Below are 26,884 nucleotides of genomic sequence, written 5' to 3'. Positions count from 1 at the left end.
CTCTATATATAGATTTCGCAATTTAGTTTAAAAATCATAATATGCCAAGGTTTTGGGCGCTCTTATCCGTTTTATCTTTAGTTTTTGTGAGCAGTTGCACGATTCGTTTTAATGATTGGGACATTAGTCAAGACGTAAAGACATTTTCCATTCAGCAATTTGAAACAACGGCGGGCAATGCACCGCCCACCTTGGGCCAACAGTTCTCGGAGCAGATTAAGGAGCGGATCATGAATGATACACGTTTGGTCTTTAATGCCAATAAGGGGGATATACAGTTTTCGGGAGCGGTAACGAACTATGAGGTTAGTCCTATTGCGCCTCAGCCTGGGGCTACTGTTAGTTTGCAGCGCTTGACGATCAAGCTGAATATTCAGTTTAGGGATAATACAGACAAGGAGAAGAACTGGGAGCAGAGTTTTAGCCGCTTTTCAGATTTCTCGGCTGATGTGGATATCTCTTCGGTGGAGAGCCAGTTGGTGGAAGAGATTTACGCCCAAGTTATTGAAGATGTATTTAATAAGGCTTTTGGGAACTGGTAATTCTTGGTCCAATAAACGGTTTTGCAGGCCCGAAGGGCCAATGGCCATAGCCAGATTTAAACGCACTCGCTTTTATAGTTTGCAGCAATTTCCGGCTAGTCGTCCCTATTTTTCTCGGCCATAGCGAAGGCTATGCCCTTAAAAAATAGCTGGCCTAGCAGAAAATTCATAGCAAACCATGGCCAAAGCAGCGCGATTAAATCTGGCTGAGGGATGGTAGTGGGTGGCCGAAGGCCAGACCCAGCAGGCGAAGCCTGCGCAGGGCCGAGCGAGCAGCGAGCCCACGCACAGCCCGACCCGAGCGAAGCGAGGGGCAGCCCCATAAATAAGCCAGTTACTTGATCGGTAACTGGCTTCGTCTTTTGCTAAAGTTTATTCCTCAAAAAGGAATTGGCGCAATTCGTTTGCTTCATCGGCTTTGATTCTGCCGGCCAAAAGAAGGCGCATTTGGCGGCGGTGGAGGGCCTCCTCATAGCGTTTTTCTTGTTCGGCGGTTAGGGGCAGTACCTGTGGGACCTCTCGAGGGCGTTTGCTTTCGTCATCAACGGCCACAAAGGTAAAATAGGCATCATTGCAGCGGCGGGTATTTCCGCCTTTGATATCGGCAGAAAAGACCTCGACATAGACCTCGACGGAGGTTGAAAAGGCGCGAGTAACGCTACATTGTAGTGTAATCACATCGCCTAGTGGAATAGGTTTTTGGAAAGAAACATGGTCTACAGAAACAGTGACTACATAGCTTTCGCAATGTCGGCCGGCGCAGATGCCAGCGGCCACGTCCATCCATCGCATTAGGTTGCCGCCCATTAGGTTATGGATAGGGTTGGTGTCGTTGGGCATAATCATTTCGGTCATGACCGTTTTCGAGTCGGCTACTTTTTTTGCTTTCATGCTAGAATCTAAAGAGTTTTGAAATGCTATTTTAGGAGGGGGAGCCTCAGCAGCAAGCTGCTGCGGGCCTTTTCAGGGCTCGCAGGTCTGCTCGGCCCTTCGCTGCTAAAGCAGCTCGGTCGGGCCTGCGGCCCCCCTTACAAGTCCCTAGGCCTGCGGCGGCGAAGCCGCCTGTACGCGGCAATAAAATCTCGGACTATCGCTAAAATATGGGGCAAAGGTAAACGCTTTTTCATTATTTTGGGCCAAATCGAACTTAAGCTAGGGTTAAATCAACTAAATATAAAGCATGACCAGCCAGTCCACCACCGCTCAATACTTTGCTTCCATTCGCAGCTCGGCAAAGGCCTTGCAAGCCTTTTTTGAGGCTTTTCCCAAAGGGGGGGATATCCATCATCATGCTTTGGGGGCACTTTTGCCCGAGGCCATTTGGGCTAAGGGAGAATGCTTTTGGGCCAATGCAGAGGGGCAGTTATCGACTATTGCTCAACCTGGCTTTTTGCCTTTGTATAGTTACGATAAAAGCGAAATGCTAGCGAACTGGTCAGTAACAGGGGCGGCGCCTGAACAACATGCTCAGCAATTTTTTGATTTCTTTGGTAAAATTGCCCCCATCTTTCAGGGCCAAGAAGGCTATTGGTTGGGCCAAATTGCCCAGCAGGCCGCAGCGGAGAATATCCTTTATGTAGAAACCTTAATTGAGGCCCCAGCTGCCCGTCAAAAGTTATGGAGCTGGACCGACGACTGGGAATATAATCAGCCTGACTTTGAGGGCTGGAGCCAAAGCCTAATCAACTATGGAGTAGGGGATTTAATCCAAGAAGTATTGGCCGAAATAGCCACTTGGAAAGCGGAATATCAGGCTTTAGCGGGGCCAAAGGCCCAGCTTGGGCTACAGTGGTATGCGGTACGGACCTATCCCTTGCCCATGGTATTTGCCCAGTTGTATCTGGCTTTTCAGTTGGCTCAGGAATCGGATTGGGTTTTGGGCGTCAATTTAGTGGGGCCAGAACATGCCGAGCTCTCTCAGGCAGAATTTGAGGGGCAGATGCAGGCAATTCGCTACCTCAAACAATTATTTCCAGCCGTTTCTTTGGCCCTACATGCTGGAGAGTTAAGGTCCGATATTTTGGCGGGCCGCCCTTACCAAAATCCCATTGAGCAAGCGATCCAAATTGGGGCGCAGCGCATTGGGCATGGGGTGGGCTTAGCTTTAGAAGAGCATTCAGCCACTTGTTTAGAAATGATGAAAGAGCGAGCTATTCCCTTAGAGTTATTACTGAGTAGCAATGCCTTTATCTTGGGGCTGTCTCCAGATCAACATCCTTTTTCTACTTATTTAGCGGCTGAAGTACCTATTGTGCTCGCTAGCGATGATCCGGCCCTTTTGGCCACTAGCCTGAGTCAGGAGTATTGCCTTTTGGCCCAAAACAGTCAATTGGGCTATGAGGACTTTAAACAGCTCTCCTTTAATAGTATTCGATATAGTTTTTTGCCTCAAAGAGAAAAAGAAAATTTGGAGCAGGAACTAAAAAAGGCATTTTTGTCTTTTGAAAGCCGTAAAATTAACCCCATTAACCAATAAAAATTAAATCTAATGATCAATTTTGAAGATCGTCTGAGGCAAGCCCTAGAGCAGGGCTATGATTTTTCGCCCACCGAAGTTGTTGGCCGCGCTTATGAGATTGTGAAATCTCAAATGGGCTTTTTTATAGGCTTTACGTTAATTTATCTTGTCGTCAGTGGAATAGCTTCTAGTTTAGCTCAGGCTATTTCGCCAGGTTTAAATAATGTTATATCAACGATTTTATCGGCCCTTTGGATACCGGGCTTCTTTTATGCCGCCCATAGCGCTCAAAAAGGCGAGGCCATCTCTTTCAATACCTTTATGCAAGGCCACCAAAAGGCTGGCAAACTCATTGGTTTTCAGGTTTTGTTGGGGATACTCGTTTATTTGCCTCTACTCCCTGCCATTGCTTCTCTATTTCTGCAAGATAATATTGTGGAGGAGATTATATTGATGCAGGAAATGGCCCAAGAGGGAGAGTTTTATATGCCTGTAGTGAGTAGCCTGTCCATTATCCTTTTTGCTATTGGTTTTGCGATTACTCTTTTCTTGAGTGTCGCCTATTCTTTGGGGCAAGTTACGGTGGTTCTATCTGACTTTAGTGTTTGGGGCTCTTTAGAGGCTAGCCGCAAATTGGTCCAGCAAAAGTTCTTTACTTTTGTCGGCTTCTTTTTTGTCATTTTAGGGATTAACCTACTTGGTGCTCTGCTGCTTTTTGTGGGCATGTTAGTGTCTATTCCCGTCAGTTTAGTCAGTACTTATATCGTATTTGCGGATATCTTCAAACTTCAAGAAGATGATGATCAGGAACAAGATCTTAGGGATCATTTTGTTAGCCACTAGCCTAGTTTTAGGCAGTTGCGAAAAGGCCAGCGAAGAACGCTGGATCAATGAGCGGAATGAAATCAGAAGCTTTTTAGAGCAAGCGGGAATCGACTATTATGAAGATCCTGAAGCGGGTTATTTCCTCTACTTTTTGCAAGAGCCAGATACCCTTAAAGATCAGCCCGATATTTCTTCTACGCTAGAGCTGCGCTATAAGGGCCAAATCTGGCAAGGGGCCACTTTTTACAACAGCTTTGATAGCAGCTCGGCCGATATGCTGCCTCTTTCGGGGACTATCCCCGGCTTTCAGCTCGCTAGCCAAAAGATGTATGTGGGCAGCCAAGCTGTATTTATTTTGCCCTCTCGCCTAGCTTATGGCGAGCAGGGCCTAGCCCCGGATATTCCTGGGCACAGTATTCTCTCTTTTGAGCTTTCTCTGGAAGAGGTGCATGTACATTTCTAAATTTTTCTAAACTCTAAATCAATGAACAACTTTGAGCGCCGCTTAGAACAGGCGGTGCAGAACAATTATCGCTTCTCCGCTGGCGATGTACTCAACAAAGGCTATGAACTCCTGCGCGATTACTTTTTTTATTTTATTGGCTATACCTTATTATGGGGGCTAGCTAAGTTTCTGCTTGCCATTATTGGCCAGCTGACTTTTGAGATCTTATCAGATATACTAAACCTTTTTGTTAATGCTTTTTTTGTTGCGGGCTATTATTATATGGCCGATAAAATTTATCGAAAAGAAGAACCGAAGTTTAGCGATTTCTTTCTGGCTGGCCCCAAGCTGCTTAAACTCACATTAACCTATTTTTTAATTTGCATATTGGTTGTCATTCCCTTTTTGCCGATGATAATTGTTTTGATCATTGATCAAAATAGTGAGTTTGATTCTCTATCTAATATGATTAGCTCTAGCATTGGCCAGTCTTCTTTTGGCATTATTAGTTTCAGTCTCTTATTTTTAGGGGGAGTTGGTTGCTTTTTAACCTATGCCGCAACCTCTTTGGCGCTGCCTATTGTCACTTTCTCTAATTTAGGACCAGTAGAGGCACTGAAAGCAAGTCTGAAACTAATGAAAGGGAATTTTCTGAGCTGGTTTTTTTATGCCTTTATCTCTTTGCTCTTGCTATTTTTCGCCGCTATCGCCTTGTTAGTCGGCTTGTTGGTGGCCATACCCGTTGTTATGCTGGCCCAATATGTCATCTTAGCCGATGCCCTCAAATTTGGCCAAGAAGAAGAAATAGAAGACGCTGGAGATCTAAGCGACCATTTTATTATAGAATAATATTTTTTTGGGGCTGCCCCTTCCGCGGGCTTGAAAGCCAGCGCAAAGCGGTATCGCTTTGCGAAGCTATACAAAATGAGGGTGAAAACCCTCATGAATGATCGGGCGGGTCGGGCTGTGTCGGGGCTCGCTGCTCGCTCGGCCCTGCGCAGGCTTCGCCTGCTGGGTCTGGCCTTCGGCCACCCACTGCCATCCCTCAGCCAGAAGGTTGTTTATTGCCTTGAACGTTTAACAAATAACAAAATCAGTGTGTATGAAACTTAGCCCTATTTTTTATCAAAAAATAATGCTGGCCGTCTTAGGTGTAGCTATGGTTACTATGGCTACTCATGCAATTACAGACAACTACAATCGCAAGAAATGTCGTGAAGTGGCCGAAACATGTGAAAATGGATTTACTGATTATAGCTATTCCAGCTATTATATAGGACGCTGTAATTGCCGTATAGAATGTGCTGATTAGCAGCTTTGTATTGACTGCTGATTTGTGCTCTGTTTTCCAATCAAGCGCTCATTTTTTTCCAAAAAAATGAGCGCTTTTTTCATTTGGGCGCAAACTTTGCCTTAGCCTAAGCGAACTCAAGATCTTTTACTAAAAACAGACTCGCTATGAAAATGATCAAAATATGGGGAATGGCCCTAATGGCCTTGGCTTTAACCACTCAAGCAGAAGCCCAAAATGCAGTAAAAAAATTGAAAGTGACTCAAGCCGATCTCAACCGAGATCAACAAGAGTTAGCTGATTATCAAGTTCGCCTAAATGCCCTTAAGTCAGCTTATTCGGCTAAAGATTATGCTGGGGCCGAACGTCAAAAAAATCTTTTGCTTCAAGATGTGGCTCGTGAATTTGGGCAAACCCAAAATCGTATTAACGAAGCAGGAATCAAAATTAAAGAGCGGCCCGAAAAAGGGGAGGGCCATAAGGGCAAAGGTAAAGGAAAGGGCAAAGGCAAGGGCCACAAAAAAGGTAAAGGCCATCAGAAAGCCCACAAGATGCAAGGACCAAAAAAAGTCTATCACCAACAAAGACGCCTAAACGAAAAACTTCCTCAAGCACAATTTGGAGCCAATCTGGACGCCGAAAAAATGGATAAAGCCATCAAAGGATTTGAGCGCTTTGCCCAAACCCTAGAAAGCGATATTATCAATACCAAAAAAGCTTTGGGTCAACTGCCTATAGAAGAGCGGCCAAATAAAGGCAAAGGAAAAGGCAAACAAAAAGATACCGAAGAACTAGACGATTAAGGAAGATCAAGCAATTTGGTCCAAAAGCGCCCGCTGCCCCAAGCAGCGGGCGTTCTGCGTCTAGAGGCGGCGCAGCCGCCTGGCCTAGCGATGTGAAGGGGGGCGGCGTAGCCGCAGACCAAGGCGCTTTGCGCCGCAGGGCCGAGCGATCAGCGAGCCCCGAAACGTAGCGCCTGCCCTAGGCAGGAGGCCCCAAAATGTTACTAAAAACTTAAAGTATACAAATATCGCCTGCGATACAAAAGTCTAGATTATATTTGTATCGTAAGCGACATTAAAAATCACCAAAAACCAACATAATTATGCTTATTTACAGCACAGCAGCCAAGGCCAAAGGTGGCCGAAATGGAGAAGTAGCCACAGAAGATGGCGTTTTGAGCGTATCGGTACGCATGCCCAAGGCTTTGGGTGGGGCCAATGACGAACACACCAACCCTGAGCAATTATTTGCGGCCGGTTATGCGGCTTGTTTTGATAGTGCGCTCAATTTGGTGGCACGAACCCAAAAGCTCAAGATTACTTCTGAAATCAGAACGGAAGTGGGTTTGATTAAGAATCAGGAGGGCGGTTTTGACCTCAAAGTGGCGATTGAGGCCAAAATTGAGGGCGTAGAAAAAGCCCAAGCTCAGGCGCTTTTAGAGGCTGCCCATGCCGTTTGTCCTTACTCTAGAGCCATTCGAGGGAATGTAGATTGCAGCATCAGCTTAGCAGATTAGGGGCAAGAATTTTAATTCTTTGTAGGGAGAGGGCTATCTTTGGTCCTCTCTTTTTTTGTTTAAATCTGTACTTATGGACGAAAAGACAGCTTTACGGCTCGACCAGCAGTTTTGTTTTCCGGTTTATGCGGCTTCGCGCCTGATTATTCGGGCTTATCAGCCTTTGTTGGCCCCTTTGGGCATTAGTTATCCGCAATATTTGGTCTTTTTGCTCCTTTGGGAGGAGGATGGCCGTAGCATGAAGGATTTGCGAGAGCGCCTTTTGCTCAATAGCAACACCATCACCCCCTTGATAAAGCGGATGGAAAAAGAGGGCTGGTTACAGCGCCAAAAAGACCCTCAAGATGAGCGAGTTTGGCGTATTCATTTGACAGACAAAGGGCAAGCGCTCAAAGAGGAGGGCCAAAAAGTGCCTACTCAATTGATTGCGGGCCTAGAAAAAAGTGAATTGCAGCTAGAAGACCTGCATGAACTCAAAAAAGGCCTAGAGTTGCTGATCGAACAATTGAGCTAGTTCGATAAGTTGTTTATCTTTGCGCCCATCAGCAAAACTCTAATTTCTTGAAATATTACTGCATTGCCGGAGAAGCTTCTGGCGACCTACACGCTAGCTTTTTGCTTTCGGCCCTCAAAACCCTAGATCCTCAAGCCCAGTTTCGCGCTTGGGGGGGCGATCTTATGCAGGCCCAAGGGGCCGAGCTAGACAAACACATTCGGGAGCTGGCCATTATGGGCCCCGTTGAGGTTTTGCTCAAGATTTTTAAGATTTTCCAGAACTTTGCCGATTGCAAAAAGAATATTCTCGACTTTCAGCCAGATGTCCTGATTCTCATTGATTATTCGGGCTTTAATCTGCGTATGGCCAAATGGGCCAAAAGTCAAGGCCTAAAGGTGGTCTACTATATTTCGCCTCAGGTTTGGGCCAGCCGCGCTAGCCGTGTCGAGAAGATCAAGCAATATGTAGACGAAATGTATGTGATTTTGCCTTTTGAGGAGGAATTTTACCGCCAAAGGGGCATGAAGGTGCATTATGTAGGCCATCCGCTGATTGAGGTGGTGGATAAACACCATCCCAATCCCGATTTTCTGGCCCAAAATAATTTAAGCGCAGATCAACCCATTATTGCGCTTTTGCCCGGTAGCCGAAAACAAGAAATTCGCTCTATTCTCTCCTTGATGTTGACCGTTTTGCCCAGTTTTCCAGAAGCTCAATTTGTGGTGGCAGGTGCACCGAGTTTAGAGCCCGAATTTTACCGCAATTTTTTGGCGCCTTTTCCCCAAGTCACTTTTGTCCAAAACCAAACCTACGACCTGATGGCGCACAGCCAAGCAGCCCTGGTCACTTCGGGAACAGCCACCTTAGAGGCCGCTCTTTTCGAGCTCCCGCAGTTGGTTTGCTATAAAACGCACCCAATTTTTTATTGGATTGCCAAGCAAATTATCAAGGTTCCTTATATTTCGCTGGTCAATTTGATTATGCAAAAGGAGTTGGTGCCCGAATTGATCCAAAATGATTTGAATCCTCAACGCCTAAAAGCGGAACTCCAACAACTTTTTGAGGATGAAAATCGTCAACGTATAGCCCAAGAATATAAGGCGCTGCGCAATAAACTTGGCCAAGCTGGCGCCCCTCAACGGGTGGCCCAAGGCATTTTGAAGTTTCTGGCGCCTCCAAAAAATTAAGATATGATGTACTTAGCAAAAATTGAATTTGCCTCTCCCAATTATGACGACTTGGTGGCTCTCCGCAAAGAGGCCCTGATTGATCCTCTGAAAATGACTTTTGAACTGGAGGACTGGACCGCCGAGGCCGAGCTTTTGCATTATGCCCTCTTTTCTGAAGACCATGAGCTTTTAGGCGGCGTGATCCTCAAACCCGAAATCGAAACGGAGGCGGGCAAACGCAACGAAAAAGCCGAATTGCAGCAAATCGTGATCGCTCCAGAATATCAGGGCCAAGGCCTTGGCCGATTTATGCTCTCTCAACTGGAAAGAGTGGCCCTTTTTGCAGGCTGGAACCACCTCAGTCTGCTCACACATACCGCCGCTAAGGCCTTCTACGAAAAATTAGGCTATAAGCAACAAGGCAAAGAAAAAATGATTCAAGATCAGGCCCACCACCTGATGGTTAAACGCATGAAGGAAGAGTTGTTGGTAGAGGCCGAAGCCCCTCAGTTGGAAGCCCCCATTACCGAAGAAACAACGGAAGAAGAGCAGTAAGATGAAGGTTTGGGGCCTCCGCTGCGGCTTCGCCTTGCGGCGCTACGTTTCGGGGCTCGCTATTCGCTCGGCCCTGCGGCGCAAAGCGCCTTGGTCTGGCCTGCGGCGCCCCCCTGCACATCGCTAGGCCTGCGGCCCTTTGGGCCTGCTGAATCCAAAAGTACCTTCGCTTCATCATAAAAACAGCTAAATTGAAAAAAGGAACTACCCTAGAATTAGATATCGTAGATATGGCCTTTGGCGGCAAAGGCATTGCTAAACTCCCTACCGAAAATGGGGAGTTTATTGTCTTTGTAAACAATAGTATTCCAGGCCAAAAAGTAGCGGCTCGCATTACCAAAAAGAAAAAGCGCTTTGCCGAGGCCAAGCTCATTAAGGTTTTGCAGCCCGCAGCCGAAGAAACAGAATTGCCCTACCAACGGATTCCAGGCGCTCCTTTTGCCGCTTGGCCCATAGAAAAGCAAAGAACGGCCAAAGAGCAATCTACCCTAGAGATGTTCAAGCGCCTAGGCGAATGGGAAAATGTAGAAGAGGTTTTTGAAGGCTATATTGCCTCGCCCAAAAGCTGGCACTACCGCAACAAAATGGAATATTCTTTTTCTAGCCTGCGCTCAGAGCTAGGGACCGAAGAAGAAAGTTGGGATTTTGCCCTAGGCTTCAAAAGAAGGGGCCAATGGTGGGCCGTAGAAAACCTAGATGCAGATTCTGGCCTCTTTGATGAGCAATTGGAGTCGCAGCTGTTCCGCATTCGCGAGTTTTGCGAAAAAACGGGCCTTCCCGCTTGGGATCCCGCCAAAAGCGAAGGATTTTTCCGCTTTTTGGTGGTCCGAAAATCATTTGCTCAAGATGCGCTTTTGTTTAATTTGGTGACTACCTCTAAAGGCTTGGACCAATTTGACCAAGCTGCATTTGTGGACCTACTCAAAGATATTTTGGGCGAAGACCGTCTAGCCGGCGTTTTGCATAGCCTCAATGATGAGGTAGGCGATGCGGTCAAGCAATTGCCCGAAAACCAAAAGTTACTTTATGGGGAGCCCAAGGTGGTAGAAGAATTATTGGGCCTCTCTTTTGAGATTTCTATGCAGAGCTTTTTCCAGACGAATCCCGCCTGTGCAGAATTGCTCTACCAAAGAGCCATTGATTATGCCGAAGAAGCTATGGCCAAATTGGGCCAAGAAGGTCTTTGGGTGATGGACCTCTTTTGTGGAACGGGAACCATTGCCCAGCTTTTGAGCCGTAGCCCCAAAATTCAAAAAATTATTGGGGTAGATATTGTCCCTGAAGCTATTGAGGATGCGGCCAAAAATGCGGCCCGCAACAATATTGAAGGCATTGAGTTTTATGCTGCTGATGTGCGCAAATTCCTTTGGGAATATCCACAGTTTAAGCAAAAAATTGGGGTCATTGTATTGGATCCGCCTCGTGGGGGAATTGTGCCCAAGGCCTTGCTAAGAGTGATTGAGTTGGAGGCGCCTGCTATCGTTTACATTTCTTGTAATCCAGCTACACAAGCTCGTGATAGCTTGGTCCTTAAAGAAGCGGGCTATGAGGCAGTAAAACTCAGTTTGGTGGACCAGTTTCCGCACACTAGCCATATTGAATCGGTCATTTTATACTTGAAAAAATAGCCTAGACGTCTGGGAGGTTGCAGGCGGGCAAAGCCCGCCTGCAATTGGCCTAGCGATCTGGCTGTTTTTAGCTGTAGGTTAAAACCCACAGCAACTGTGGTATCGCTTTGCGATTATATATAAATGAGGGGTGAAACCCTCATGAATTAAACGTAGCGCCCGCAGCTTGCTGCGGGAGGCCCCAAGAGATACAAAAGTCTTGCGATTTTATAAGAATTTGATTCCCCCAATTTGGCAAACTGCTCGAGCCATTTTGCAAGAGGGAGCCCATGCGCACCGCAGCATACAGCAGCTTTTGCGGGCCAACAAAAAATGGGGCAGCCGCGATCGTCGTTTTGTGGCCGAGCAAATTTACGAGCTTATTCGCTGGTATCGTTTGTACTATGAGCTGGCCTTGGAACGGCCGCCAGAGACGGAAGCTGATTGGTGGTTGATGCTAAAAACTGCTTGGTTGTTGCAAGGGCAGCAGCCGCCAGAAGATTGGCCAGAGATGCAGGGATTGGATAGTTTAGAAATCTGGCGTCGGCATCGCTTAGCGGTAGAAAATCGAGCGATTCGAGAGTCTATTCCAGATTGGTTGGAGGAGCGTGCCCTACAGGAAATGGGGGAGGAGCGTTGGGCGAAATTATTGCCTGCACTCAATAGTTCTGCCGATGTGGTTTTGCGGACCAACAGTCTTAAGGCGCCTCGGCAAAAGGTTTTGCATCGTTTGCGCAAAGAGGGTTTGCCCGTAGAGCTTTTGGGGGATCGGGAAGCTTTGGTTTTGGGTCAAAACCGAAAATTTACGCATTTAAAATCTTATGAAGAGGGTTGGTTTGAGGTGCAGGATTATGCTTCTCAGCAGTTGGCCCATTTTCTTAAGCCGCAGGCGGGCAGTTACTTGGTAGATGCTTGTGCGGGGGCCGGTGGAAAGAGTTTGCATTTGGCTGCCTTGATGAAAAATCGGGGAGAAATATTGTCTATGGACCTCTCTGAGCATAAGCTCAAAGAGTTGCAGAAACGGGCCAAAAGAGCAGGAGTAAGCATTATTAAAACAGAGAAAATTCCTGCCTCAGGGCGTTTTTCGCCAGCCTACTACAACATTGCCGATTATTTGGTTTTGGATGTACCTTGCTCGGGTTTGGGCGTATTGCGTCGAAACCCACAGACAAAGTGGATCATCAATCCAGCGTTTTTGGAAGAAATACAGGCTACACAGGCGCATATATTAAGAGAGTATTCACTTTTGTGTAAGCCTGGCGGGCAGTTACTTTATGCCACTTGTAGCATTCTGCCTTCAGAAAATGAGTGGCAGGTTCAGCGTTTTTTGCAAAGCGAGGACGGTCAAGAGTTCGAATTGCTCAAAGAGCAGCATTTAGGGCCAGATCGGGGGCCTGAAGACGGTTTTTATATGGCGCTATTGCAGCGCAAAGGCTGATTTTCTGGAGTGATAAAAGATGTTTTTCGGTCAACTTCATTATTTTAGGGCGCTTTTTAAGGAAAAACTAAAAAACCTTAAGGCGCTAATAAGGTCGAAAAAAAGTAAAACAACTTATATATATTTGCTCCATCCCCATTGGGCCAAATATGCTTTGCATAAAGAGCGAAATCTCAATAAAATCTAGCGAATTGGCAAGTGAAAATTTGGTGATTATACCCACCTATAACGAAATTGAAAACATTGAACATATCATCAGAGCAGTTTTGGCTTTGCCCGAAGATTGCCCTTTTGATATTTTGGTGGTTGATGACGGCTCTCCTGATGGTACAGCCGAAAAAGTACAGGAATTGCAAAAAGAAGTTGCCGATCGGCTTTTTCTTATGCAAAGAGCAGGCAAACAGGGCCTAGGAACTGCTTATATAGCAGGTTTCAAATGGGCCTTGGAGCGAGATTATCAATATATTTTTGAGATGGATGCCGATTTTTCGCATAATCCCAAAGATCTTCCTCGCTTGGCCAAGGCCTGCAGTGAAGGAGGCGTGGGCGTAAGCGTAGGCTCTCGTTATGTGAAGGGGGGGAAATTAGTGAATTGGCCGCTTAAACGCATCCTGATGTCAAGAGGGGCCTCTTTTTATGTTCGCCTGATCACTTGGATGCCCGTTTCGGATGCTACAGCTGGCTTTGTTTGCTATAAGCGAGATTTTTTGGCCCAACTAGATTTTGAGAAAATCCGTTTTAAAGGCTATGCCTTTCAAATTGAGATGAAATTTGCCGCCTGGCAATTGGGCTTTAAACTCCGAGAAGTTCCTATCACCTTTAAAGACAGAGAAGAGGGCGCCTCTAAAATGAGCACCGCAATCTTTAGCGAGGCGTTTTGGGGCGTTTGGAGCATGCGTTTCAAAGCTTTTGGTAATTCTTATGCCCGTCAGTAGGGCCCTTCCTTTTGCACAACAACTTTATAAAACATATGGATATCCTCTATTATTTATCGGTATTTATTTTGGGCTATTTGCTGCCTTTTGCCGGTATTTCCAAACTCTTTGAAAAAGCAGGAGAAACAGGCTGGAAAGCCTATGTACCCATTTTGAACTACCTGAGTTGGGCCAAAATTGTGGGCCGACCTAGCTGGCATATCATCTGGCTTTTTATTCCTATCGTCAATATTTTTACTGTAGCCGCTATGGCTATTGAGCTTAATCGTAGCTTTGGAAAATATGGCTTTTTAGATAATGTTTTTGCCATTGCAGCCCCCTTTGCTTGGTTTCCCTATATGGGCTTTGTCAAAAAAGATGAATTGAGTTATAAAGGCCCAGCCCATCAACAGAGAAAGGAGTATAAGGCCGCCTATAAAATGGCTGTGAAAAATAAGGACCAAGTGGCTATCCGCCGATTGGAAAAAGAACGCCCTTTTCCCAAAAAGACTTTTATTCGGGAATGGGCCGATTCTATTCTCTTTGCCGTTTTTGCCGCTCACTTTATTCGCCTTTTCCTAATCGAAGCCTATACGATTCCCACTCCATCTATGGAGGGCTCGCTTTTGGTCGGAGATTTTCTTTTTGTGAGTAAGGTGCATTATGGCTCTAGAATGCCAATGACGCCACTATCTTTCCCCCTTTTACACAATGTAATGCCCCTAACTGGCGGCGAATGCTATTCTAAATGGCCAAGTTGGGATTATAATCGAGCTCCAGCCCTACAAAAGGTAAATCGCTACGATCCTGTGGTCTTTAATTATCCCGAAGGCGATACTATTATCAAAGGGGTAGACTATTCTAGCGATTATCATAATATTCTTAAAAGAACGCCCAAAGCACAAAGAGAGCTGACCCGCCAACAATTGCTTAAACGCTTTAATAATCGTATTGTCACTCGCCCTATAGATAAGCGAGATCACTATATTAAGCGTTGTGTGGGACTGCCAGGCGATAAGATTGAGGTTCGCGCTAACCGACTTTTTGTCAATGGCCAAGAACCCGATATTATTCCTGGTGTGCAGTATGCTTATGAGTTAGTGCCTCAAGATAATAAGAGCATCAACATGAATTATGTAGATGATAATTACGCACTTTCTATTACTTCAACTTATGGAAAGGCTAGTAATACCAGAAATATTTCTCCTTTGGTGGTCGAGCAGATGTTGCAAGACCCTCAGTTGGCTCCTATCCTAAAAGAAATTCGCCCTATTGTAAAGGAAAAAGGCGCAGGTCAAGGGATTTTCCCCTACAATGCAGCGCTTTTCCCTTGGAATAATCATAATTATGGGCCTATCTGGATTCCCAAAAAGGGCGAAACGATAAAGCTCACTATGGATAATATCGATCTCTATAAAAGAGTAATTACCGCCTACGAAGGCCACGATTTACTTATCCAAAATGGCCAAATTACCATTGATGGCCAAACGACAAATAGCTATACTTTCGAAATGGATTATTACTGGATGATGGGAGATAACCGCGATGATTCTGCGGATTCTCGTTCTTGGGGCTTTGTTCCCGAAACCCATGTCGTCGGTAAACCGCTGTTCGTCTGGATGTCTATTGGTCCCAACGGTATTCGCTTTGACCGCATTTTAAAAAATGCCGCTCAATAAAAAGCGAGATGAAAGTTTTAAGCCCTTCTGCAGTTTGCTGTAGAGGGGCTTTTTTGGGGCTGCCCCTCATTGCATTCGGGTCGGGCTGTTCGGGGGCTCGCTGCTCGCTCGGCCCATCGCCAGCAAGCTGGCTTGGTCTGGCCTTCGGCCACCCCCTACCATCCCTCAGCCAGTGCGGCCCTTCGGGCCTGTAGGACGCAGATCTTGGTCCAAAATAAAAGGCCCAAACCTTTAGGTTTGGGCCTTCCTTGCTGTAGGTTTTAACCTACAGCATCGGCTGAGGGGCTGTAGCAGGGCCGCCGCAGGCGGCAGACCAAAGCGCTGAAAGCGCTGCAGGGCCGAGCAGACTTGCGAGCTGCGCAATGGCCCGACCCGCCCGCAGGGCGGGGCAGCCCCAAAAAATAATTGACTAATCTCTAATAATCAAAGCTTCGCGTTCTGGACCAGTAGAGATCATTTTCATCGGTACAGCTAGCTCTGTTTCTAGGCTATGAATGTAATCTTGTAGCTTTTGTGGAAAATCCTCAAACTTTTGAATGCCTTTGAGGCTGCTTTGCCAGCCCTCATAGCTGCGATAGTCCAAGCTAATGTCTTCAAGGACCAAATCATGTGGAAGATCTTGGCTTTTTTGTCCGCCATAATTATAGGCTGTAGCCACTTTGAGTTCTTCCATTTCGTTAAGGACATCTACCTTAGTAATGACCAATTGGGTCACTCCGCTCAACATGATGGTATATTTGAGCTGGGGCAAATCGAGCCAACCGCAGCGGCGGGGACGGCCTGTAGTTGCGCCAAACTCTCCACCTGCTTGGCGAAGATTTTCGCCTTCTTCGCCAAAGAGTTCAGAAGGGAAGGGGCCGCTACCTACGCGGGTGCAATAGGCTTTGGTAATGCCGATAACCTCTCCGATCTTTTGTGGAGCCACGCCTAGGCCATTGCAAACCCCAGCGCTAATGGTATTGGAAGAAGTGACAAAGGGATAAGTTCCAAAATCAATATCGAGCATAGAACCCTGGGCACCTTCGGCCAGAACTTTTTTGCCTTGGGCCAACTGCTTATTGATAAAGTATTCGCCATCTACCAGTTGATGGCCTTTTAGGGTTTCTACAGCGGCAAAAAAGGCTGCTTCTTGTCCAGCCAAATCAAAATCTACTTCAGGGTAAATTTGGGCCATTTTCAAGTGCTCGGCTTTGAGTTCTTCATAGCGGGCTTTGAAATTGGGCAAGAGAATATCGCCCATACGGAGGCCACGGCGAGCAATTTTATCGGTATAAGTGGGGCCAATTCCTCTGAGGGTAGAGCCAATTTTACCATCGCCTTTGGCGGCTTCCATCACGGTATCGAGCAAACGATGTGAGGGCAGGATAAGCTGTGCTTTTTTGGCAATAAAAAGCCGCTCCCCAAAATTTGGGACAGCGGCAGAGATACTTTCCATTTCTTTAATGAGGGTAGTGGGGTCAATCACTACGCCATTACCAATCAGGTTGAGCACCTGTGGTCTGAAAATCCCAGAAGGGATGGTGTGCAGTACAAATTTTTGGCCATCGAGGACCAAAGTGTGCCCAGCATTGGGGCCTCCTTGAAAGCGAGCGACAATATCGTATTGTCGAGCTAAATAATCTACGACCTTACCTTTTCCCTCATCTCCCCATTGGAGTCCCAACAGAACATCAACCATAGTTGCAAAATTTTGTGTAGCGAAAAATGTAGATGGAATCTACTTTTGGCGCACAAAAATAAAAACAACTTTTGAAAAGCGGTCAAAGAACTTGCTTTAGTTCTTCATCAAGGCCTGCAAAATATTTAAGGCCTCTTCTCGGCTGTCGGCTACTTCAAAGGTAGAGCGCAAGCGAGTCATGAGTAGGAGTTGCTCAATTTTAGGAGAGATGTGGCAAAGGGCCAATTCTCCACCGGCAGAGCGGGCACGGGTTAAGATGCTAATTAAAAAGGCTAATCCAGAGGAGTTCATAAACTGCATTTGCCCCAAATCAATCAAAAAAAGGCGTTGTCCCTGAGCAATCAAATGCTCTACTTCTTGAATGATGGCCTGATTCTCTTCTGGATTCCAAAGATCATCCAGCGCTAGGATGCAAATGTCTTCTAATTGTTCTAGTTGAAAAGTCATTGGGCCCTATTTCTTTTTTTCGCGGCCTTCTTTGCTGTACCCATAGAAGGTTAGCGAATGGTGAGTAATTTCGAAGTCGAGCATTTCGGCTACCAACTCCTTGATTTGCTGAATACGGGGATCACAAAATTCAAAGACTTCTCCAGTCTCAATACAAACAGCATGATCGTGCTGCTTAAAGCCATAGGCTTTCTCATATTGAGCCAAGTTTTTTCCAAACTGATGCTTGCGCACCAAATCACAGGCCACCAAAAGCTCTAGCGTATTATAAACTGTAGCTCGGCTAACCCGATAATTCTGGGTTTTCATATGAATATATAGCGCTTCTGCATCAAAATGATCATTGCGCTTATAAATCTCTTCCAAAATGGCAAAGCGTTCTGGGGTCTTGCGAAGGCCATTTTTAACCAAGTAAGTAGAAAAGATTTTGGTTACTTCGTTTATAGTGTTTTGCGTTTTGTTCTCTGACATAAGTTCGACGGTTGATGAGTTCGATTTGAATGGGCCAAAATAGGTAATTTTCTATATATAACGTTCTTAACTGTAAAAGGTTTTTGTGACATCTACAAAATGGAGTAGAGTAAAATTCCCAAAATGAGCACAAAAAGTACAAAAACCCATTGAAAATAAGAAGATTCGCTTTTGTAGTCCTGAAAAAGTAGCTCTAAAAGCTCTGGCCACTCTCTTCCTTTTGCCCGTCCTTCTCGGGCCAAAACAAAATAGGGACGCCCCCCTTTGGGGCCTTGCTGTCCATGCTTCTTAAGAATAAAAAAGTCAAGGTCCAAAAAGACCAATTCATAGAGCTCATGTTTACCCCCAAACTTAATAATTAGGCCACCTAGACTAGCTTCCCAACTTCCGCTGGCAATGTCGCCATCCAAAATGCGCAGATAGCTTCCGCCCTCCTTAAATACATGTAAAACCGACTCCTGAAAATCAAGGTCGTCACGTACTTCTAACCAACGTTTATCTACATAAACTGGAGTATCTGCTAAACTATCACTCATGCTCCGAACTCTTCCCATGAGATATCCAATTCCCTCTGGTAGGCTCTTAAATTCAGGTAGTACCTCGTCTACGGCACCAAAAGCATTGTTCCAAAACGCCATTTTTCTATCGTTTAGTAGGGGCAGTGTTTGCAGCCATTGCCACAACAATATCCCCGCTGAATCAGGTAGTATTTGCTAAATATCCAAAGCCCATTTTCCTTATAAAAATGCTTGCCTTCTACAAATTCATGGGCCTTTTTAGGTAGCGATTCCTGAGCCGCCTGCGCACAAATTTCATTCAATTCGCACAAGCAGTTTGCACAATAACAATCTTTCTTACTCTTGGCCAAATGGGCCTTTAAGGCAGGTCCAATTTCTAGGCCCACACACTGACAAATGGCTATATTTTCAGGCTGACACTCAAAGTTTTTGTGACAGCTTGGACATTCTTTTTTCATTTTGTTTCCTTTTTAGGGGCTGCCCCGCCGGCGGGTTAAAACCCAGCGCAAAAGCGGTTTCGCTTTGCGAAAATCTATGAATGAGGGGGAAGTCCCCATAAAATTGCCTGCGGGTGCTGTGGGCCCTGCTAGACGCAAAAGGCCAAAATCGGCTTTTTTTATACAAGTGCCAAGAAAATATGCAGAAGATAGAAAAGACTAAGGCTGAAAGGGACGGCCCTCAAAACGAACTAAAAGATAGATTTCTCCTGCCCGACAAGTTTTTAAGAAACGCTCTAAAGCTCGCACTTGTCGATTCAAATCTAAATCTAAACTGCGATCATCAAACTCAATTTGCTGCAATAAATAACTGGCCGCTGCCCGATTGATTAACCCATAAGAATAGGGAATAAGCGGTTTTTGGCCAATTCCTTCGGTATCGGTCCCATAAGGACCAATCTGCAAATAACGCTTCATCTGATCCAATTCCCAAGCTTGTAGCGCTTGCATGACCTCAAATTCCTGGTGCAAATCAGAATATTCAAAAATATCTGTTGCTCTTGCCGGAGCCGCTGCCCGAATATTCTCCACCAAAGTTTCCGAAAAATAACGCTCTTGCCCCATAAACCAATAATGAGGGTAAAAACGCTCACTCTCAAAGGCCAAAACCTGCATCAAAAAAGCTGTATGGTCAAAATAATGACACTGATTACTGCGCCATCTCGCTCGATATATTTGTAAGGATTTTATCGTAGAGCTCCTAACTACTTCTACTTGCTGCTCAAAATCACTATAATTGGCCCTATACCAAAGCTCAAAACTACGGTTGGTTTGCTTAGAATCAAATTTTCGCAAATCCTTGAGCATCTTCCGAATTTGAGCCTGTACCTTTCGCTCTTCACCCTTTTGTACCGCCTCCGCAATTTCTAAAAAACGCTCAAATCCCCCCTTCTCTATAGTGTAAAAGCAAACTTTGGCGTAGGTAGTAGGACGTTCCGTTTTGTTCTGGGCCAGAAGAAAAGAAGAGCAGATCAGCAAAGATAAAATAAGGCAAAAAGTTCTTAAACTGTTAAATTTCATAAGCTTACCCTCTCAATGAAAGAGATTCTTTTGGTTTTTGGGCCAAAATAAATACATTTGCAGCCGCTTTATGTGAAAAAAGATTTTTGATCGTGTCTTTGGTCCTCCCAAAAATAGCTGCTTAAACTAAGCAGAAGGACGAAAAACAGAAGAATAAAATATATGAATTCCATATCTAAGGTAGAGATCTTTCAGATTTTTTTGCTCTATATGACCCTCTTGATCGTAGGAGATCAATACATTCGGATGCAGCAAGAACAATTGGCCGAAGAAAAAGCCCAAGCCGAAGAATTCGCCGCAACTATGGCTACTTTTGCCGAAAAAGTAAAAGTTATCCAAGCCCTAGAGCTAGAAAAAGCCCAAATTGAACAATCGGATATTACTGGGATGAAATCACTCATCCAACGCAAACGCCAAGCCGCAGCCAAAGCCAAACGCCGCGCTCAATTGGCCGAAATGCGCCAAGCTGTTTATCCTCCTGTTCCCGTAAAGTTCCAAGGAGAACTTACCCTAGAAAAACGGATCCTCATCCGCTCTGAAATTACTGCCGCCGCCAAAAAATACTTAGGTCGCCCTTATGTTTATGCCGCCAAAGGCCCCAATGCCTTCGATTGCTCTGGCTACACTTCTTTCGTAATGCGCCTCTTTGGAATCGAAATCTCTCCCGGCTCTCGTTATCAAGCAACTCAAGGAAAACATGTCGACCTAAAAGACGCAAAAGTAGGAGACCTCCTCTTTTTTAGCCGTTACGGCAAAGGCGGTATGGTTACTCATGTAGGACTTATTCTCAGCAATACCGCAGAAGGCATCACGGTTATTCATGCCAATGGCCCCCGCCACGGTATCATGATCGAAAATGTGAGCAAGTCTTCTTACTGGAAAAAGAAAATCCTATTCGCTCGTAACGTTATTGACCCCGTCGGAGCAGAAAATCAAGCTGCTCCCTTGGCCGAAAAATAAAGTCAGCCTTGCCAAAAGGGCCGCTCTCCATTAGAGAGCGGCCCTTTTTTTGTTCGCTTTTCTATAAACTTGGAGGCTTTCTCAAGTTTATATCATTTCCCCACTTTTGTAAAATCCCTCAACTTATGAAGAATGTAATTCTAGGCTTAAGCCTATTGACGCTAATGGGCTGCAAGCGTAGCTGGTCCGCAGAACCCAGCCTCTTAGTCAAAGCCGACCAACTTAAAAGCTTAGACCTCAGCGATGGGGCCTGGCAAAGAGTTTCTAGTGATATTGCGCAATTTGATCAACTAAAAAAGCTAAATTTAGCGGAAAATGAATTGGAGGACCTGCCCGATGATATTACCAAATTGCAGGCCCTCAAAAAACTAGATCTCTCTAACAACCAGTTTGAAGAACTCCCCCCTAGCATTTTTCAACTGAAGAATCTCAAGGAGCTAGATTTGCGACATAACCGATTGGACAAGATTCCCAAAGAAATTGCCCAACTCAAGAAGTTGCAAAATCTCTACCTAGGAGGCAATGCCATTTCTGCAGCAGAGCGGCAAGAGCTTCGAGGCTATTTGCCCAAAACTCAAGTGGTTGGCGGAGAGGAATAAATCTTTTGAACTATGAGCAAGATGTATGCAATGGTCTTGGACCAAAAAAAATCTCCCGCAGTTTATCGCCAAATTGAAAAGCCTAGTCCCCAAGCTGATCAAGTACTGATTAAGGTGGAGGCCGCCGCGCTCAATCATCGCGATTTATATATTACGCAAGGCCTTTATCCTGGCGTTCGAGAAGGTGTTATTCTAGGCTCAGATGCTAGTGGCGAGGTGGTGGAATTAGGTCCCCAAGCCGATAAAAAATGGCTGGGCCAGAAGGTTATCGTCAACCCCAACCAAAATTGGGGCGAACAACAAGCCGTGCAAGCCAAAGCATATAGCATTTTGGGAATGCCTCAGCATGGCAGCATGGCCGAGTATCTTCTGGTCCCTCAAGATCGCCTGTTTTTGCGACCCGCCCACCTTTCTGCCGAGGAGGCGGCCGCCCTACCCTTGGCTGGACTCACGGCCTATCGCGCGCTCTTTAGCCGAGGCCGCTTGCAGACAGGCGAACGCCTATTTATTTCGGGTATTGGTGGGGGCGTGGCCCTGACGGCCCTGCAATTGGCCCAGCCCTTGGGTATTGATATTTGGGTTAGTTCTGGACAGGCCGAGAAGATCGAAAAGGCCAAGGAAATGGGGGCCCTAAACGGAATTTCCTATAAGGAAGAACAATGGCATAAAGCCTTGTTGGCCCAAGATCCCGCTGGCTTCGATTTGATTATTGATAGTGCTGGCGGCGCAGACTTTAGCTATTTTGTTGATTTGGCCCGCCCTGCTGGACGGATCGTTTTTTATGGCGGAACCCGAGGCAAATTCCAAATTAACCCCCAAAAGATGTTTTGGAAACAGCTCGATATTATGGGCAGCACTATGGGCAGCGATGAAGACTTTGCCCAAATGATTGCTTGGGTAGAACAGCATAAAATCAAACCGTTGGTGGAGCAAGTTTGGCCATTGGCCGAAGCACAAAAAGCCTTTGATTGTATGGATAAAGGCCAACAGTTTGGCAAATTGGTCCTGAAAATGAATGACTAACTCCATCTCTTTAAGTGCGATATAGAAGAAGCTGCAGAAATGTAGCTTCTTTTTTTTTAGGGGCCCGCGGCCGCCGCTATGCTGCGGGGCTCACAGGTCTGTTCGGCCCTTCGCTGGCTTCGCCAGCTCGGTCTGGCCTTCGGCCACCCGCTCCGCAGCGCTGGGCCTTTTGGCCTTCGGCCAAGGCGGCTTTGCCGCCTATTATTGGACCAAAATAACTTTCTTTTCAGGTGGGCTAGATAGGACAGGAAAAAGAAGCTCTCTCCTAAAAAGAGATAAATTCGTGTTGGCCTAGGTCTAGAAGGAGCGAAGCGACTGGCCTAGCGATGTGCAGCAGTGGCCGTCAGGCCAGACCTAGGCGGCAAAGCCGCCGCAGGGCCGAGCGAAGAGCGAGCTGCGAAACGTAGCGCCCGCCGAAGGCGGGAGGCCCCAAAACAGCAGCGAGCTGCGACAACAAGGACTTTAGTCCGCAGTTCGATGACCAAAGGGAGTAAACGTACCTCCGCAGCAAAGCTGCGAAGGCCCCAAAAAAGACAAATAAAATTATTTTAAATACTTTCATTCTATGGTAGAGGCGCTTAGAAGGCCAATAATATTTTAGATCTGATATAAATTACCCAATCTTTTTGTTGAGTAAATTAAAATGCTTACCATTATATAGATTTTTATATATAAGCGATAAAACAGATCGACTATGCCTGAAAAGACCTATGATGAACTCTATAATTGGAGTTTGGAACAGCCCCTAGAATTTTGGAAAGCGCAAGCCCAGCGTTTGGCTTGGCATAAGTTTCCGGAGACCATATTGGATGATACAGGAGATTATCCGCAATGGTTTGCGGATGGGGAGTTGAATTTATCGGCGCTTTGTTTGGACCAGCACATTGCGGATGGATATGGGGAGGATTGTGCGTTGATTTATGATTCTCCGGTTAGTCAGACCAAGGCGAAATATACGTATAATGAATTGCGAGATTTGGTAGCGGCCTTTGCTGGAGGTTTGCGGGAGTTGGGTTTAGAGAAAGGGGATCGAGCGGTAATTTATATGCCGATGATTCCGCAGGCTGTAATTGCGATGTTGGCCTGTGCTCGTTTGGGAGTGACGCATTCGGTTGTTTTTGGTGGATTTGCGGCTCATGAGTTAGCGATTCGGATAGATGACTGCAAGCCGAAGGTCTTGATTACGGCTTCTGCGGGGATTGAAATACAAAAAATAATTCCGTATAAAGTATTGGTGGATGCGGCTTTAGAAGAGGCGGAGTTTCCGCCTGAAAAGGTTGTATTATATAATAGACGGTTGGGCATTGAGCATCCTGAGCGGGATTATGATGTAGATTTTGAGGAATTGCTCAAGGCGGAGCCTGTAGATCCTGTGATTGTATTGGCTAATCATCCTTCTTATATTTTATATACATCGGGCACTACAGGAACGCCCAAGGGGGTTATTCGAGATACGGGGGGCTATGCTACGGTTTTGCATTTTAGCATGCAGCATATTTATGGGTTGAAGCCAGGAGAGGTTTTCTGGGCGGCTAGTGATATTGGTTGGGTTGTGGGGCATAGTTATATTGTCTATGGACCATTATTGCATCGGAACACCACCATATTATTTGAGGGCAAGCCGATTAGGACGCCAGATGCGCGTACTTTTTGGCGGATGATCGAGGAGTATAAGGTATCTTCTATGTTTACGGCGCCTACGGCTATTCGGGCGATACGTAAGGAGGACCCAGAAGGGGAGTGGATCAAGAAATATGATTTATCTTCTTTGCGTTTTCAGTTTTTGGCTGGAGAGCGTTGTGATGCGGCGACTTTAGAGTGGTTGCAATCGAAGTTAAACAAGCCAGTGATTGACCATTGGTGGCAAACAGAATCGGGTTGGCCTATGTTAGCCAATATGGCGGGGCATGAATTGATGCCGATCAAGCCAGGTTCTGCGGGTCGTCCAGTTTGTGGATTTGCCTTTGATATATTGGATGAGGATGGGCAGGCATTGCCTGCGAATGCAGAGGGGTTGTTGAGTATTCGGACGCCATTGCCTCCGGGTTGTTTGATGGGGCTTTGGGAAAATCCAGTGCGTTTCCAGAAAAGTTATTTTAGTCAATTTGAGGGCTATTATAGCACAGGAGATGGGGCTTATATAGATGAAGAGGGGTATTACTTCATTACGGGCCGGGTGGATGATGTCATCAATGTGGCTGGGCATCGCTTGTCTACGGCCGAGATGGAAGAGGTGTTGGCTGGGCATCCAGCGGTAGCGGAAGTTGCTGTAATTGGACGAGCTTGTGAGCTTAAAGGGCAGCGGCCTATGGCTTTTGTCGTTTGGCAGGGGCAAGAGGGGAGAGCGGAATCTGTATTAGAAAAGGAATTGGTGCAGTTGGTACGGACAAAGATTGGTGCGGTAGCGGCCTTAAAAGAGATTTTGCCTGTGCAGCGTTTGCCCAAAACGCGTTCGGGTAAAACCTTGCGTCGGTTGTTGCGAGACATCGTAGATCAGCGTCCTTACAAAATGCCATCTACAATAGATGATCCTAGCGTTATTCCAGAATTGCAGGCCCAAATTCAGGCCTATAGATAGTATTGATTAGAAAGCCCCTATTTAGGGGCTTTTTTGTGATTGTAGGTACAGTTTTTTGATAAAAGTTTTGGATATTAGTTGCTTAGACCATTTTAAACATCAATGAGGGTATGGCAAAACAAATTCGGACAGCTGTAGCGGAGCTAACTCAGTTAGGGCCCAACCTAATCAAGGAGGTTTATACTGCAGAGCAGGTTCATGAGCTATCGATTGTAGAGGAACATGTTAGGCAATGTCATGAGCATTTTGGGGTTGGGGGCTATTATCTGACGGATATTCGCAAGCTAAAATCGGCTAAAAAAGAGGCAAGGGAATATTTGCGAGATCATTCTCAGGTGGTTGCTGTGGCTATTTTAGTGCAGGGGGGCTTATCTATGTTAATGGGAAATTTATTTATAGGCTTTACTAAACCCCCTTATTTGGCAAAGGTTTTTCATAAGGAAGAATTGGCCTTAGCTTGGTTGGTTAAGCAGGGGGCAGAGCTTTACCCCTAAGGAAAAGCTTAAAACTAGGCTTTTAGCGAACAGAAATGATTTCCAAGGAGTTCTGTTAAGGAACGAACAAGATTATATATGAGTAAGCAAATTAACACTGCTTTTGCAAAGGTTTGGCAATTGAGCCCAAATCTAATAAAAGAAGTATACCATCCAGGGCGGGCAAATGATATGGATATAATTAAGGATCATATACAACTTTGTCATGAGACATTTGGTTTAAACCAGTATTACGTCACAGATATTCGATTATTAAAGTCAGCTTCTAAGGAAGCTAGAGAATATTTGAGAAATCATTCTGGAGCAGCGGCAGCGGCAATTATTGTAGGTGGGGGGCTATCAAAGATGCTAGGCAATATGTATATGAGTTTTAGTTCGCCACTTTATCCCACTCGAATTTTTCAAGATGAGAGAAAAGCAATAGCTTGGTTGATTGAACAAGGTGCCGAGGCTCCGTAAATTATACAAAGATGAAAAAAGTAGAGACAGCATTGGGGAGAGCTTTATTTTTTGTTCAGGAATATGGTCAAAGGGATAAGGACCAAAAGCTAGAGGAGAGGACCTATAAGAAGTCAAGGCACATATGGCGCTTATAAAGGAACTTTTTATGTCAGATAAGTACATTTTTTTCTAAAAAAATAACACATTAGTAGGCGCTCTTAGAAGCAGCCAATTTTTAATAACTAAGAACTATGGCAAAAAAAATACATACAGAAGTAGGCTATATACTTCAATTAGGACCAAATGTCGCCAAGGAGGTCTATTTAGTACCCGAGGTAAAGGAAATCAATATGGTCAAGGACCATGTTAGGCAGGGGCAGGAGCTCTTTGGAGTAGGGGGGTATTGTCTGACCGACATTCGCAAATTAAAGTCTATTAGCAGAGAGGTTAGAGAGTATATGAAGGAGCACTCTACAGTCACTGCTGTAGCCATTTTGGTTAATAGTGGTCTATCGATGATGGTGAGCAACCTATTTATAAATATCAGTCGCCCCCCCTATTTGGCCAGAGCTTTTCGGAAAGAATCGGCGGCATTAAAGTGGTTGGAAGAACAAGGCGGGATCTTGTATTCTGAGTAGGATCCTACCTCTGAGAAATCATTCTGGAGCAGCGGCAGCAGCGATTATCGTGGGGGCGGTCTATCAAAGGTGTTAGGCAATATGTATATAAGTTTTAGTTCGCCACTTTATCCCACTCGAATTTTTCAAGATGAGAGAAAAGCAATAGCTTGGTTGATTGAACAAGGTGCCAAGGCTCCGTAAAACAAATCCCCATGAAAAAGATAGAGACCCCCTTAGGCGATGTATATCAACTTTCTGATAATTTGATTAAGGCTGTAATAAAATTGGCTAAGGTTGATGACTTGGAGTTGGTTAAACAACATATGCAAATGGTCCGCGATCATTTTGGAACGCATAGTTTTTACTTATCTGATACTCGTTTAGTTAAACATACGAGTATGCGGGTTCGTAAGTATTTGGCAGAGCAGGCTACAGTTTCTGCGGCAGCCATTTTGGCTAAAAATAGCATCACAGTGATGCTCGCCAATATGTTTATTAACTTTAGTAAACCCCCATACCCCACAAAGCTATTTAAAGAAGAGGCCGAGGCTATTGCTTGGCTGATCGAGCAGGGCGCTCAGCCCCTTACAAAATAAACCT

The 26,884-nt window shown here is 45.6% G+C and carries 31 protein-coding genes; 24 read left to right on the top strand and 7 right to left on the bottom strand.

The features are described 5' to 3' along the window. Positions 1–41: 41 nt before the first annotated feature. A complete protein-coding gene (gene lptE, locus PPO43_RS02565; protein WP_272620231.1) occupies positions 42–542 on the top strand; it encodes an LPS assembly lipoprotein LptE in 501 nt (166 codons plus the stop codon). A gap of 372 nt (positions 543–914) precedes the next feature. Here lptE and PPO43_RS02560 read toward each other — a convergent pair whose 3' ends face one another. Next, positions 915–1,433 carry an acyl-CoA thioesterase gene (locus tag PPO43_RS02560; RefSeq protein ID WP_272620230.1) on the bottom strand — a complete coding sequence of 173 codons (519 nt, stop codon included), beginning with the start codon at positions 1,431–1,433 and terminating at the stop codon, positions 915–917. Between the two features lie 289 nt (positions 1,434–1,722). Here PPO43_RS02560 and PPO43_RS02555 point away from each other — a divergent pair, with 289 nt between their 5' ends. The 14 genes from PPO43_RS02555 to PPO43_RS02490 all read left to right on the top strand — a co-directional run bounded on the left by PPO43_RS02555 (position 1,723) and on the right by PPO43_RS02490 (position 14,938). Beyond that, the gene (locus tag PPO43_RS02555; protein ID WP_272620229.1) at positions 1,723–3,018 is read left to right on the top strand and encodes an adenosine deaminase family protein; all 1,296 of its coding nucleotides are present in this window, start codon (positions 1,723–1,725) and stop codon (positions 3,016–3,018) included. A gap of 12 nt (positions 3,019–3,030) precedes the next feature. Beyond that, positions 3,031–3,843 (top strand): hypothetical protein, encoded by an 813-nt coding sequence (locus PPO43_RS02550; protein ID WP_272620228.1) that lies wholly within the window; start codon positions 3,031–3,033, stop codon positions 3,841–3,843. Next, positions 3,797–4,288, top strand: coding sequence for an FKBP-type peptidyl-prolyl cis-trans isomerase (locus PPO43_RS02545; RefSeq protein ID WP_272620227.1), 492 nt, complete (start codon positions 3,797–3,799; stop codon positions 4,286–4,288). Before PPO43_RS02550 ends, PPO43_RS02545 begins: the two co-directional genes overlap by 47 nt. Positions 4,289–4,309: 21 nt before the next feature. Then, entirely contained in the window at positions 4,310–5,119 is an 810-nt protein-coding gene (locus tag PPO43_RS02540; protein ID WP_272620226.1) for a DUF7847 domain-containing protein, read from the top strand. Positions 5,120–5,372: 253 nt separating this feature from the next. Next, positions 5,373–5,582 carry a hypothetical protein gene (locus tag PPO43_RS02535; protein WP_272620225.1) on the top strand — a complete coding sequence of 70 codons (210 nt, stop codon included), beginning with the start codon at positions 5,373–5,375 and terminating at the stop codon, positions 5,580–5,582. A gap of 146 nt (positions 5,583–5,728) precedes the next feature. Beyond that, on the top strand, positions 5,729–6,364 hold the full coding sequence (locus PPO43_RS02530; RefSeq protein ID WP_272620224.1) for a hypothetical protein: 636 nt from the start codon (positions 5,729–5,731) through the stop codon (positions 6,362–6,364). Positions 6,365–6,666: 302 nt separating this feature from the next. Beyond that, positions 6,667–7,080, top strand: coding sequence for an organic hydroperoxide resistance protein (locus PPO43_RS02525; RefSeq protein ID WP_272620223.1), 414 nt, complete (start codon positions 6,667–6,669; stop codon positions 7,078–7,080). Between the two features lie 73 nt (positions 7,081–7,153). Further along, the gene (locus PPO43_RS02520) at positions 7,154–7,594 is read left to right on the top strand and encodes a MarR family winged helix-turn-helix transcriptional regulator (protein ID WP_272620222.1); all 441 of its coding nucleotides are present in this window, start codon (positions 7,154–7,156) and stop codon (positions 7,592–7,594) included. A 47-nt stretch (positions 7,595–7,641) separates the two neighbouring features. Further along, entirely contained in the window at positions 7,642–8,763 is a 1,122-nt protein-coding gene (gene lpxB / locus PPO43_RS02515; RefSeq protein WP_272620221.1) for a lipid-A-disaccharide synthase, read from the top strand. A gap of 3 nt (positions 8,764–8,766) precedes the next feature. Continuing rightward, complete coding sequence (locus PPO43_RS02510) at positions 8,767–9,300, top strand: GNAT family N-acetyltransferase (protein WP_272620220.1); 534 nt, start codon at positions 8,767–8,769, stop codon at positions 9,298–9,300. A gap of 191 nt (positions 9,301–9,491) precedes the next feature. Then, positions 9,492–10,928: a 23S rRNA (uracil(1939)-C(5))-methyltransferase RlmD gene (rlmD, locus tag PPO43_RS02505; protein ID WP_272620219.1), complete on the top strand. Its 1,437-nt coding sequence runs from the start codon at positions 9,492–9,494 to the stop codon at positions 10,926–10,928. Positions 10,929–11,127: 199 nt separating this feature from the next. Beyond that, positions 11,128–12,345, top strand: a complete 1,218-nt coding sequence (locus PPO43_RS02500) for an RsmB/NOP family class I SAM-dependent RNA methyltransferase (RefSeq protein WP_272620218.1) — start codon at positions 11,128–11,130, stop codon at positions 12,343–12,345. A 191-nt stretch (positions 12,346–12,536) separates the two neighbouring features. After that, complete coding sequence (locus tag PPO43_RS02495; RefSeq protein ID WP_272620217.1) at positions 12,537–13,280, top strand: polyprenol monophosphomannose synthase; 744 nt, start codon at positions 12,537–12,539, stop codon at positions 13,278–13,280. Between the two features lie 35 nt (positions 13,281–13,315). Further along, positions 13,316–14,938, top strand: coding sequence for a S26 family signal peptidase (locus tag PPO43_RS02490; RefSeq protein WP_272620216.1), 1,623 nt, complete (start codon positions 13,316–13,318; stop codon positions 14,936–14,938). Between the two features lie 409 nt (positions 14,939–15,347). Here the strand turns inward: PPO43_RS02490 and PPO43_RS02485 are convergent, their stop codons facing one another. The 6 genes from PPO43_RS02485 to PPO43_RS02460 all read right to left on the bottom strand — a co-directional run bounded on the left by PPO43_RS02485 (position 15,348) and on the right by PPO43_RS02460 (position 19,569). Continuing rightward, positions 15,348–16,616, bottom strand: coding sequence for an adenylosuccinate synthase (locus PPO43_RS02485; RefSeq protein ID WP_272620215.1), 1,269 nt, complete (start codon positions 16,614–16,616; stop codon positions 15,348–15,350). 96 nt (positions 16,617–16,712) lie between these two features. Continuing rightward, positions 16,713–17,063, bottom strand: coding sequence for an STAS domain-containing protein (locus tag PPO43_RS02480; RefSeq protein ID WP_272620214.1), 351 nt, complete (start codon positions 17,061–17,063; stop codon positions 16,713–16,715). A 6-nt stretch (positions 17,064–17,069) separates the two neighbouring features. After that, entirely contained in the window at positions 17,070–17,534 is a 465-nt protein-coding gene (locus PPO43_RS02475) for a Fur family transcriptional regulator (RefSeq protein ID WP_272620213.1), read from the bottom strand. A 92-nt stretch (positions 17,535–17,626) separates the two neighbouring features. Next, entirely contained in the window at positions 17,627–18,172 is a 546-nt protein-coding gene (locus PPO43_RS02470) for a hypothetical protein (protein ID WP_272620212.1), read from the bottom strand. Positions 18,173–18,183: 11 nt separating this feature from the next. Further along, the gene (locus PPO43_RS02465) at positions 18,184–18,510 is read right to left on the bottom strand and encodes a cysteine-rich CWC family protein (protein WP_272620211.1); all 327 of its coding nucleotides are present in this window, start codon (positions 18,508–18,510) and stop codon (positions 18,184–18,186) included. Between the two features lie 198 nt (positions 18,511–18,708). Further along, a complete protein-coding gene (locus PPO43_RS02460; RefSeq protein WP_272620210.1) occupies positions 18,709–19,569 on the bottom strand; it encodes a hypothetical protein in 861 nt (286 codons plus the stop codon). 162 nt (positions 19,570–19,731) lie between these two features. Here PPO43_RS02460 and PPO43_RS02455 point away from each other — a divergent pair, with 162 nt between their 5' ends. The 9 genes from PPO43_RS02455 to PPO43_RS02420 all read left to right on the top strand — a co-directional run bounded on the left by PPO43_RS02455 (position 19,732) and on the right by PPO43_RS02420 (position 26,880). Continuing rightward, on the top strand, positions 19,732–20,529 hold the full coding sequence (locus PPO43_RS02455) for a C40 family peptidase (RefSeq protein WP_272620209.1): 798 nt from the start codon (positions 19,732–19,734) through the stop codon (positions 20,527–20,529). Between the two features lie 125 nt (positions 20,530–20,654). Further along, positions 20,655–21,128: a leucine-rich repeat domain-containing protein gene (locus tag PPO43_RS02450; RefSeq protein WP_272620208.1), complete on the top strand. Its 474-nt coding sequence runs from the start codon at positions 20,655–20,657 to the stop codon at positions 21,126–21,128. 12 nt (positions 21,129–21,140) lie between these two features. Next, positions 21,141–22,151: a quinone oxidoreductase family protein gene (locus PPO43_RS02445; protein ID WP_272620207.1), complete on the top strand. Its 1,011-nt coding sequence runs from the start codon at positions 21,141–21,143 to the stop codon at positions 22,149–22,151. Between the two features lie 694 nt (positions 22,152–22,845). After that, positions 22,846–24,729 carry an acetate--CoA ligase gene (locus PPO43_RS02440; RefSeq protein ID WP_272620206.1) on the top strand — a complete coding sequence of 628 codons (1,884 nt, stop codon included), beginning with the start codon at positions 22,846–22,848 and terminating at the stop codon, positions 24,727–24,729. A gap of 110 nt (positions 24,730–24,839) precedes the next feature. Next, positions 24,840–25,223, top strand: coding sequence for a DUF7793 family protein (locus PPO43_RS02435; RefSeq protein WP_272620205.1), 384 nt, complete (start codon positions 24,840–24,842; stop codon positions 25,221–25,223). A 78-nt stretch (positions 25,224–25,301) separates the two neighbouring features. Further along, entirely contained in the window at positions 25,302–25,682 is a 381-nt protein-coding gene (locus tag PPO43_RS02430; protein ID WP_272620204.1) for a DUF7793 family protein, read from the top strand. A 233-nt stretch (positions 25,683–25,915) separates the two neighbouring features. Then, positions 25,916–26,302, top strand: coding sequence for a DUF7793 family protein (locus PPO43_RS02425; protein WP_272620203.1), 387 nt, complete (start codon positions 25,916–25,918; stop codon positions 26,300–26,302). An 81-nt stretch (positions 26,303–26,383) separates the two neighbouring features. Beyond that, a complete protein-coding gene (locus PPO43_RS16230; protein ID WP_442985431.1) occupies positions 26,384–26,485 on the top strand; it encodes a hypothetical protein in 102 nt (33 codons plus the stop codon). Positions 26,486–26,496: 11 nt separating this feature from the next. After that, positions 26,497–26,880 (top strand): DUF7793 family protein, encoded by a 384-nt coding sequence (locus PPO43_RS02420; protein ID WP_272620202.1) that lies wholly within the window; start codon positions 26,497–26,499, stop codon positions 26,878–26,880. The last annotated feature ends 4 nt before the right edge of the window (positions 26,881–26,884 follow it).

The sequence above is a fragment of the Saprospira sp. CCB-QB6 genome (assembly GCF_028464065.1).
In the GTDB taxonomy this organism is placed as follows: Bacteria; Bacteroidota; Bacteroidia; order Chitinophagales; family Saprospiraceae; genus Saprospira.
The sequence above is the reverse complement of the archived record's forward strand: the minus strand, read 5'-3'. Positions and strand labels throughout refer to the sequence as shown.

Coding starts and splice junctions, on each gene's coding strand:
- PPO43_RS02520 (WP_272620222.1), top strand. CDS start 7,154: ATGGACGAAAAGACAGCTTTACGGCTCGACCAGCAGTTTTGTTTTCCG.
- PPO43_RS02550 (WP_272620228.1), top strand. CDS start 3,031: ATGATCAATTTTGAAGATCGTCTGAGGCAAGCCCTAGAGCAGGGCTAT.
- PPO43_RS02480 (WP_272620214.1), bottom strand. CDS start 17,063: ATGACTTTTCAACTAGAACAATTAGAAGACATTTGCATCCTAGCGCTG.
- PPO43_RS02445 (WP_272620207.1), top strand. CDS start 21,141: ATGAGCAAGATGTATGCAATGGTCTTGGACCAAAAAAAATCTCCCGCA.
- PPO43_RS02540 (WP_272620226.1), top strand. CDS start 4,310: ATGAACAACTTTGAGCGCCGCTTAGAACAGGCGGTGCAGAACAATTAT.
- PPO43_RS02485 (WP_272620215.1), bottom strand. CDS start 16,616: ATGGTTGATGTTCTGTTGGGACTCCAATGGGGAGATGAGGGAAAAGGT.
- PPO43_RS02545 (WP_272620227.1), top strand. CDS start 3,797: ATGATGATCAGGAACAAGATCTTAGGGATCATTTTGTTAGCCACTAGC.
- PPO43_RS02530 (WP_272620224.1), top strand. CDS start 5,729: ATGAAAATGATCAAAATATGGGGAATGGCCCTAATGGCCTTGGCTTTA.
- PPO43_RS02465 (WP_272620211.1), bottom strand. CDS start 18,510: ATGAAAAAAGAATGTCCAAGCTGTCACAAAAACTTTGAGTGTCAGCCT.
- PPO43_RS02440 (WP_272620206.1), top strand. CDS start 22,846: ATGCCTGAAAAGACCTATGATGAACTCTATAATTGGAGTTTGGAACAG.
- PPO43_RS02475 (WP_272620213.1), bottom strand. CDS start 17,534: ATGTCAGAGAACAAAACGCAAAACACTATAAACGAAGTAACCAAAATC.
- lptE (WP_272620231.1), top strand. CDS start 42: ATGCCAAGGTTTTGGGCGCTCTTATCCGTTTTATCTTTAGTTTTTGTG.
- PPO43_RS16230 (WP_442985431.1), top strand. CDS start 26,384: ATGTATATAAGTTTTAGTTCGCCACTTTATCCCACTCGAATTTTTCAA.
- PPO43_RS02435 (WP_272620205.1), top strand. CDS start 24,840: ATGGCAAAACAAATTCGGACAGCTGTAGCGGAGCTAACTCAGTTAGGG.
- PPO43_RS02460 (WP_272620210.1), bottom strand. CDS start 19,569: ATGAAATTTAACAGTTTAAGAACTTTTTGCCTTATTTTATCTTTGCTG.
- PPO43_RS02555 (WP_272620229.1), top strand. CDS start 1,723: ATGACCAGCCAGTCCACCACCGCTCAATACTTTGCTTCCATTCGCAGC.
- PPO43_RS02425 (WP_272620203.1), top strand. CDS start 25,916: ATGGCAAAAAAAATACATACAGAAGTAGGCTATATACTTCAATTAGGA.
- PPO43_RS02455 (WP_272620209.1), top strand. CDS start 19,732: ATGAATTCCATATCTAAGGTAGAGATCTTTCAGATTTTTTTGCTCTAT.
- PPO43_RS02510 (WP_272620220.1), top strand. CDS start 8,767: ATGATGTACTTAGCAAAAATTGAATTTGCCTCTCCCAATTATGACGAC.
- PPO43_RS02490 (WP_272620216.1), top strand. CDS start 13,316: ATGGATATCCTCTATTATTTATCGGTATTTATTTTGGGCTATTTGCTG.
- PPO43_RS02430 (WP_272620204.1), top strand. CDS start 25,302: ATGAGTAAGCAAATTAACACTGCTTTTGCAAAGGTTTGGCAATTGAGC.
- PPO43_RS02450 (WP_272620208.1), top strand. CDS start 20,655: ATGAAGAATGTAATTCTAGGCTTAAGCCTATTGACGCTAATGGGCTGC.
- PPO43_RS02420 (WP_272620202.1), top strand. CDS start 26,497: ATGAAAAAGATAGAGACCCCCTTAGGCGATGTATATCAACTTTCTGAT.
- PPO43_RS02470 (WP_272620212.1), bottom strand. CDS start 18,172: ATGGCGTTTTGGAACAATGCTTTTGGTGCCGTAGACGAGGTACTACCT.
- PPO43_RS02560 (WP_272620230.1), bottom strand. CDS start 1,433: ATGAAAGCAAAAAAAGTAGCCGACTCGAAAACGGTCATGACCGAAATG.
- PPO43_RS02525 (WP_272620223.1), top strand. CDS start 6,667: ATGCTTATTTACAGCACAGCAGCCAAGGCCAAAGGTGGCCGAAATGGA.
- PPO43_RS02535 (WP_272620225.1), top strand. CDS start 5,373: ATGAAACTTAGCCCTATTTTTTATCAAAAAATAATGCTGGCCGTCTTA.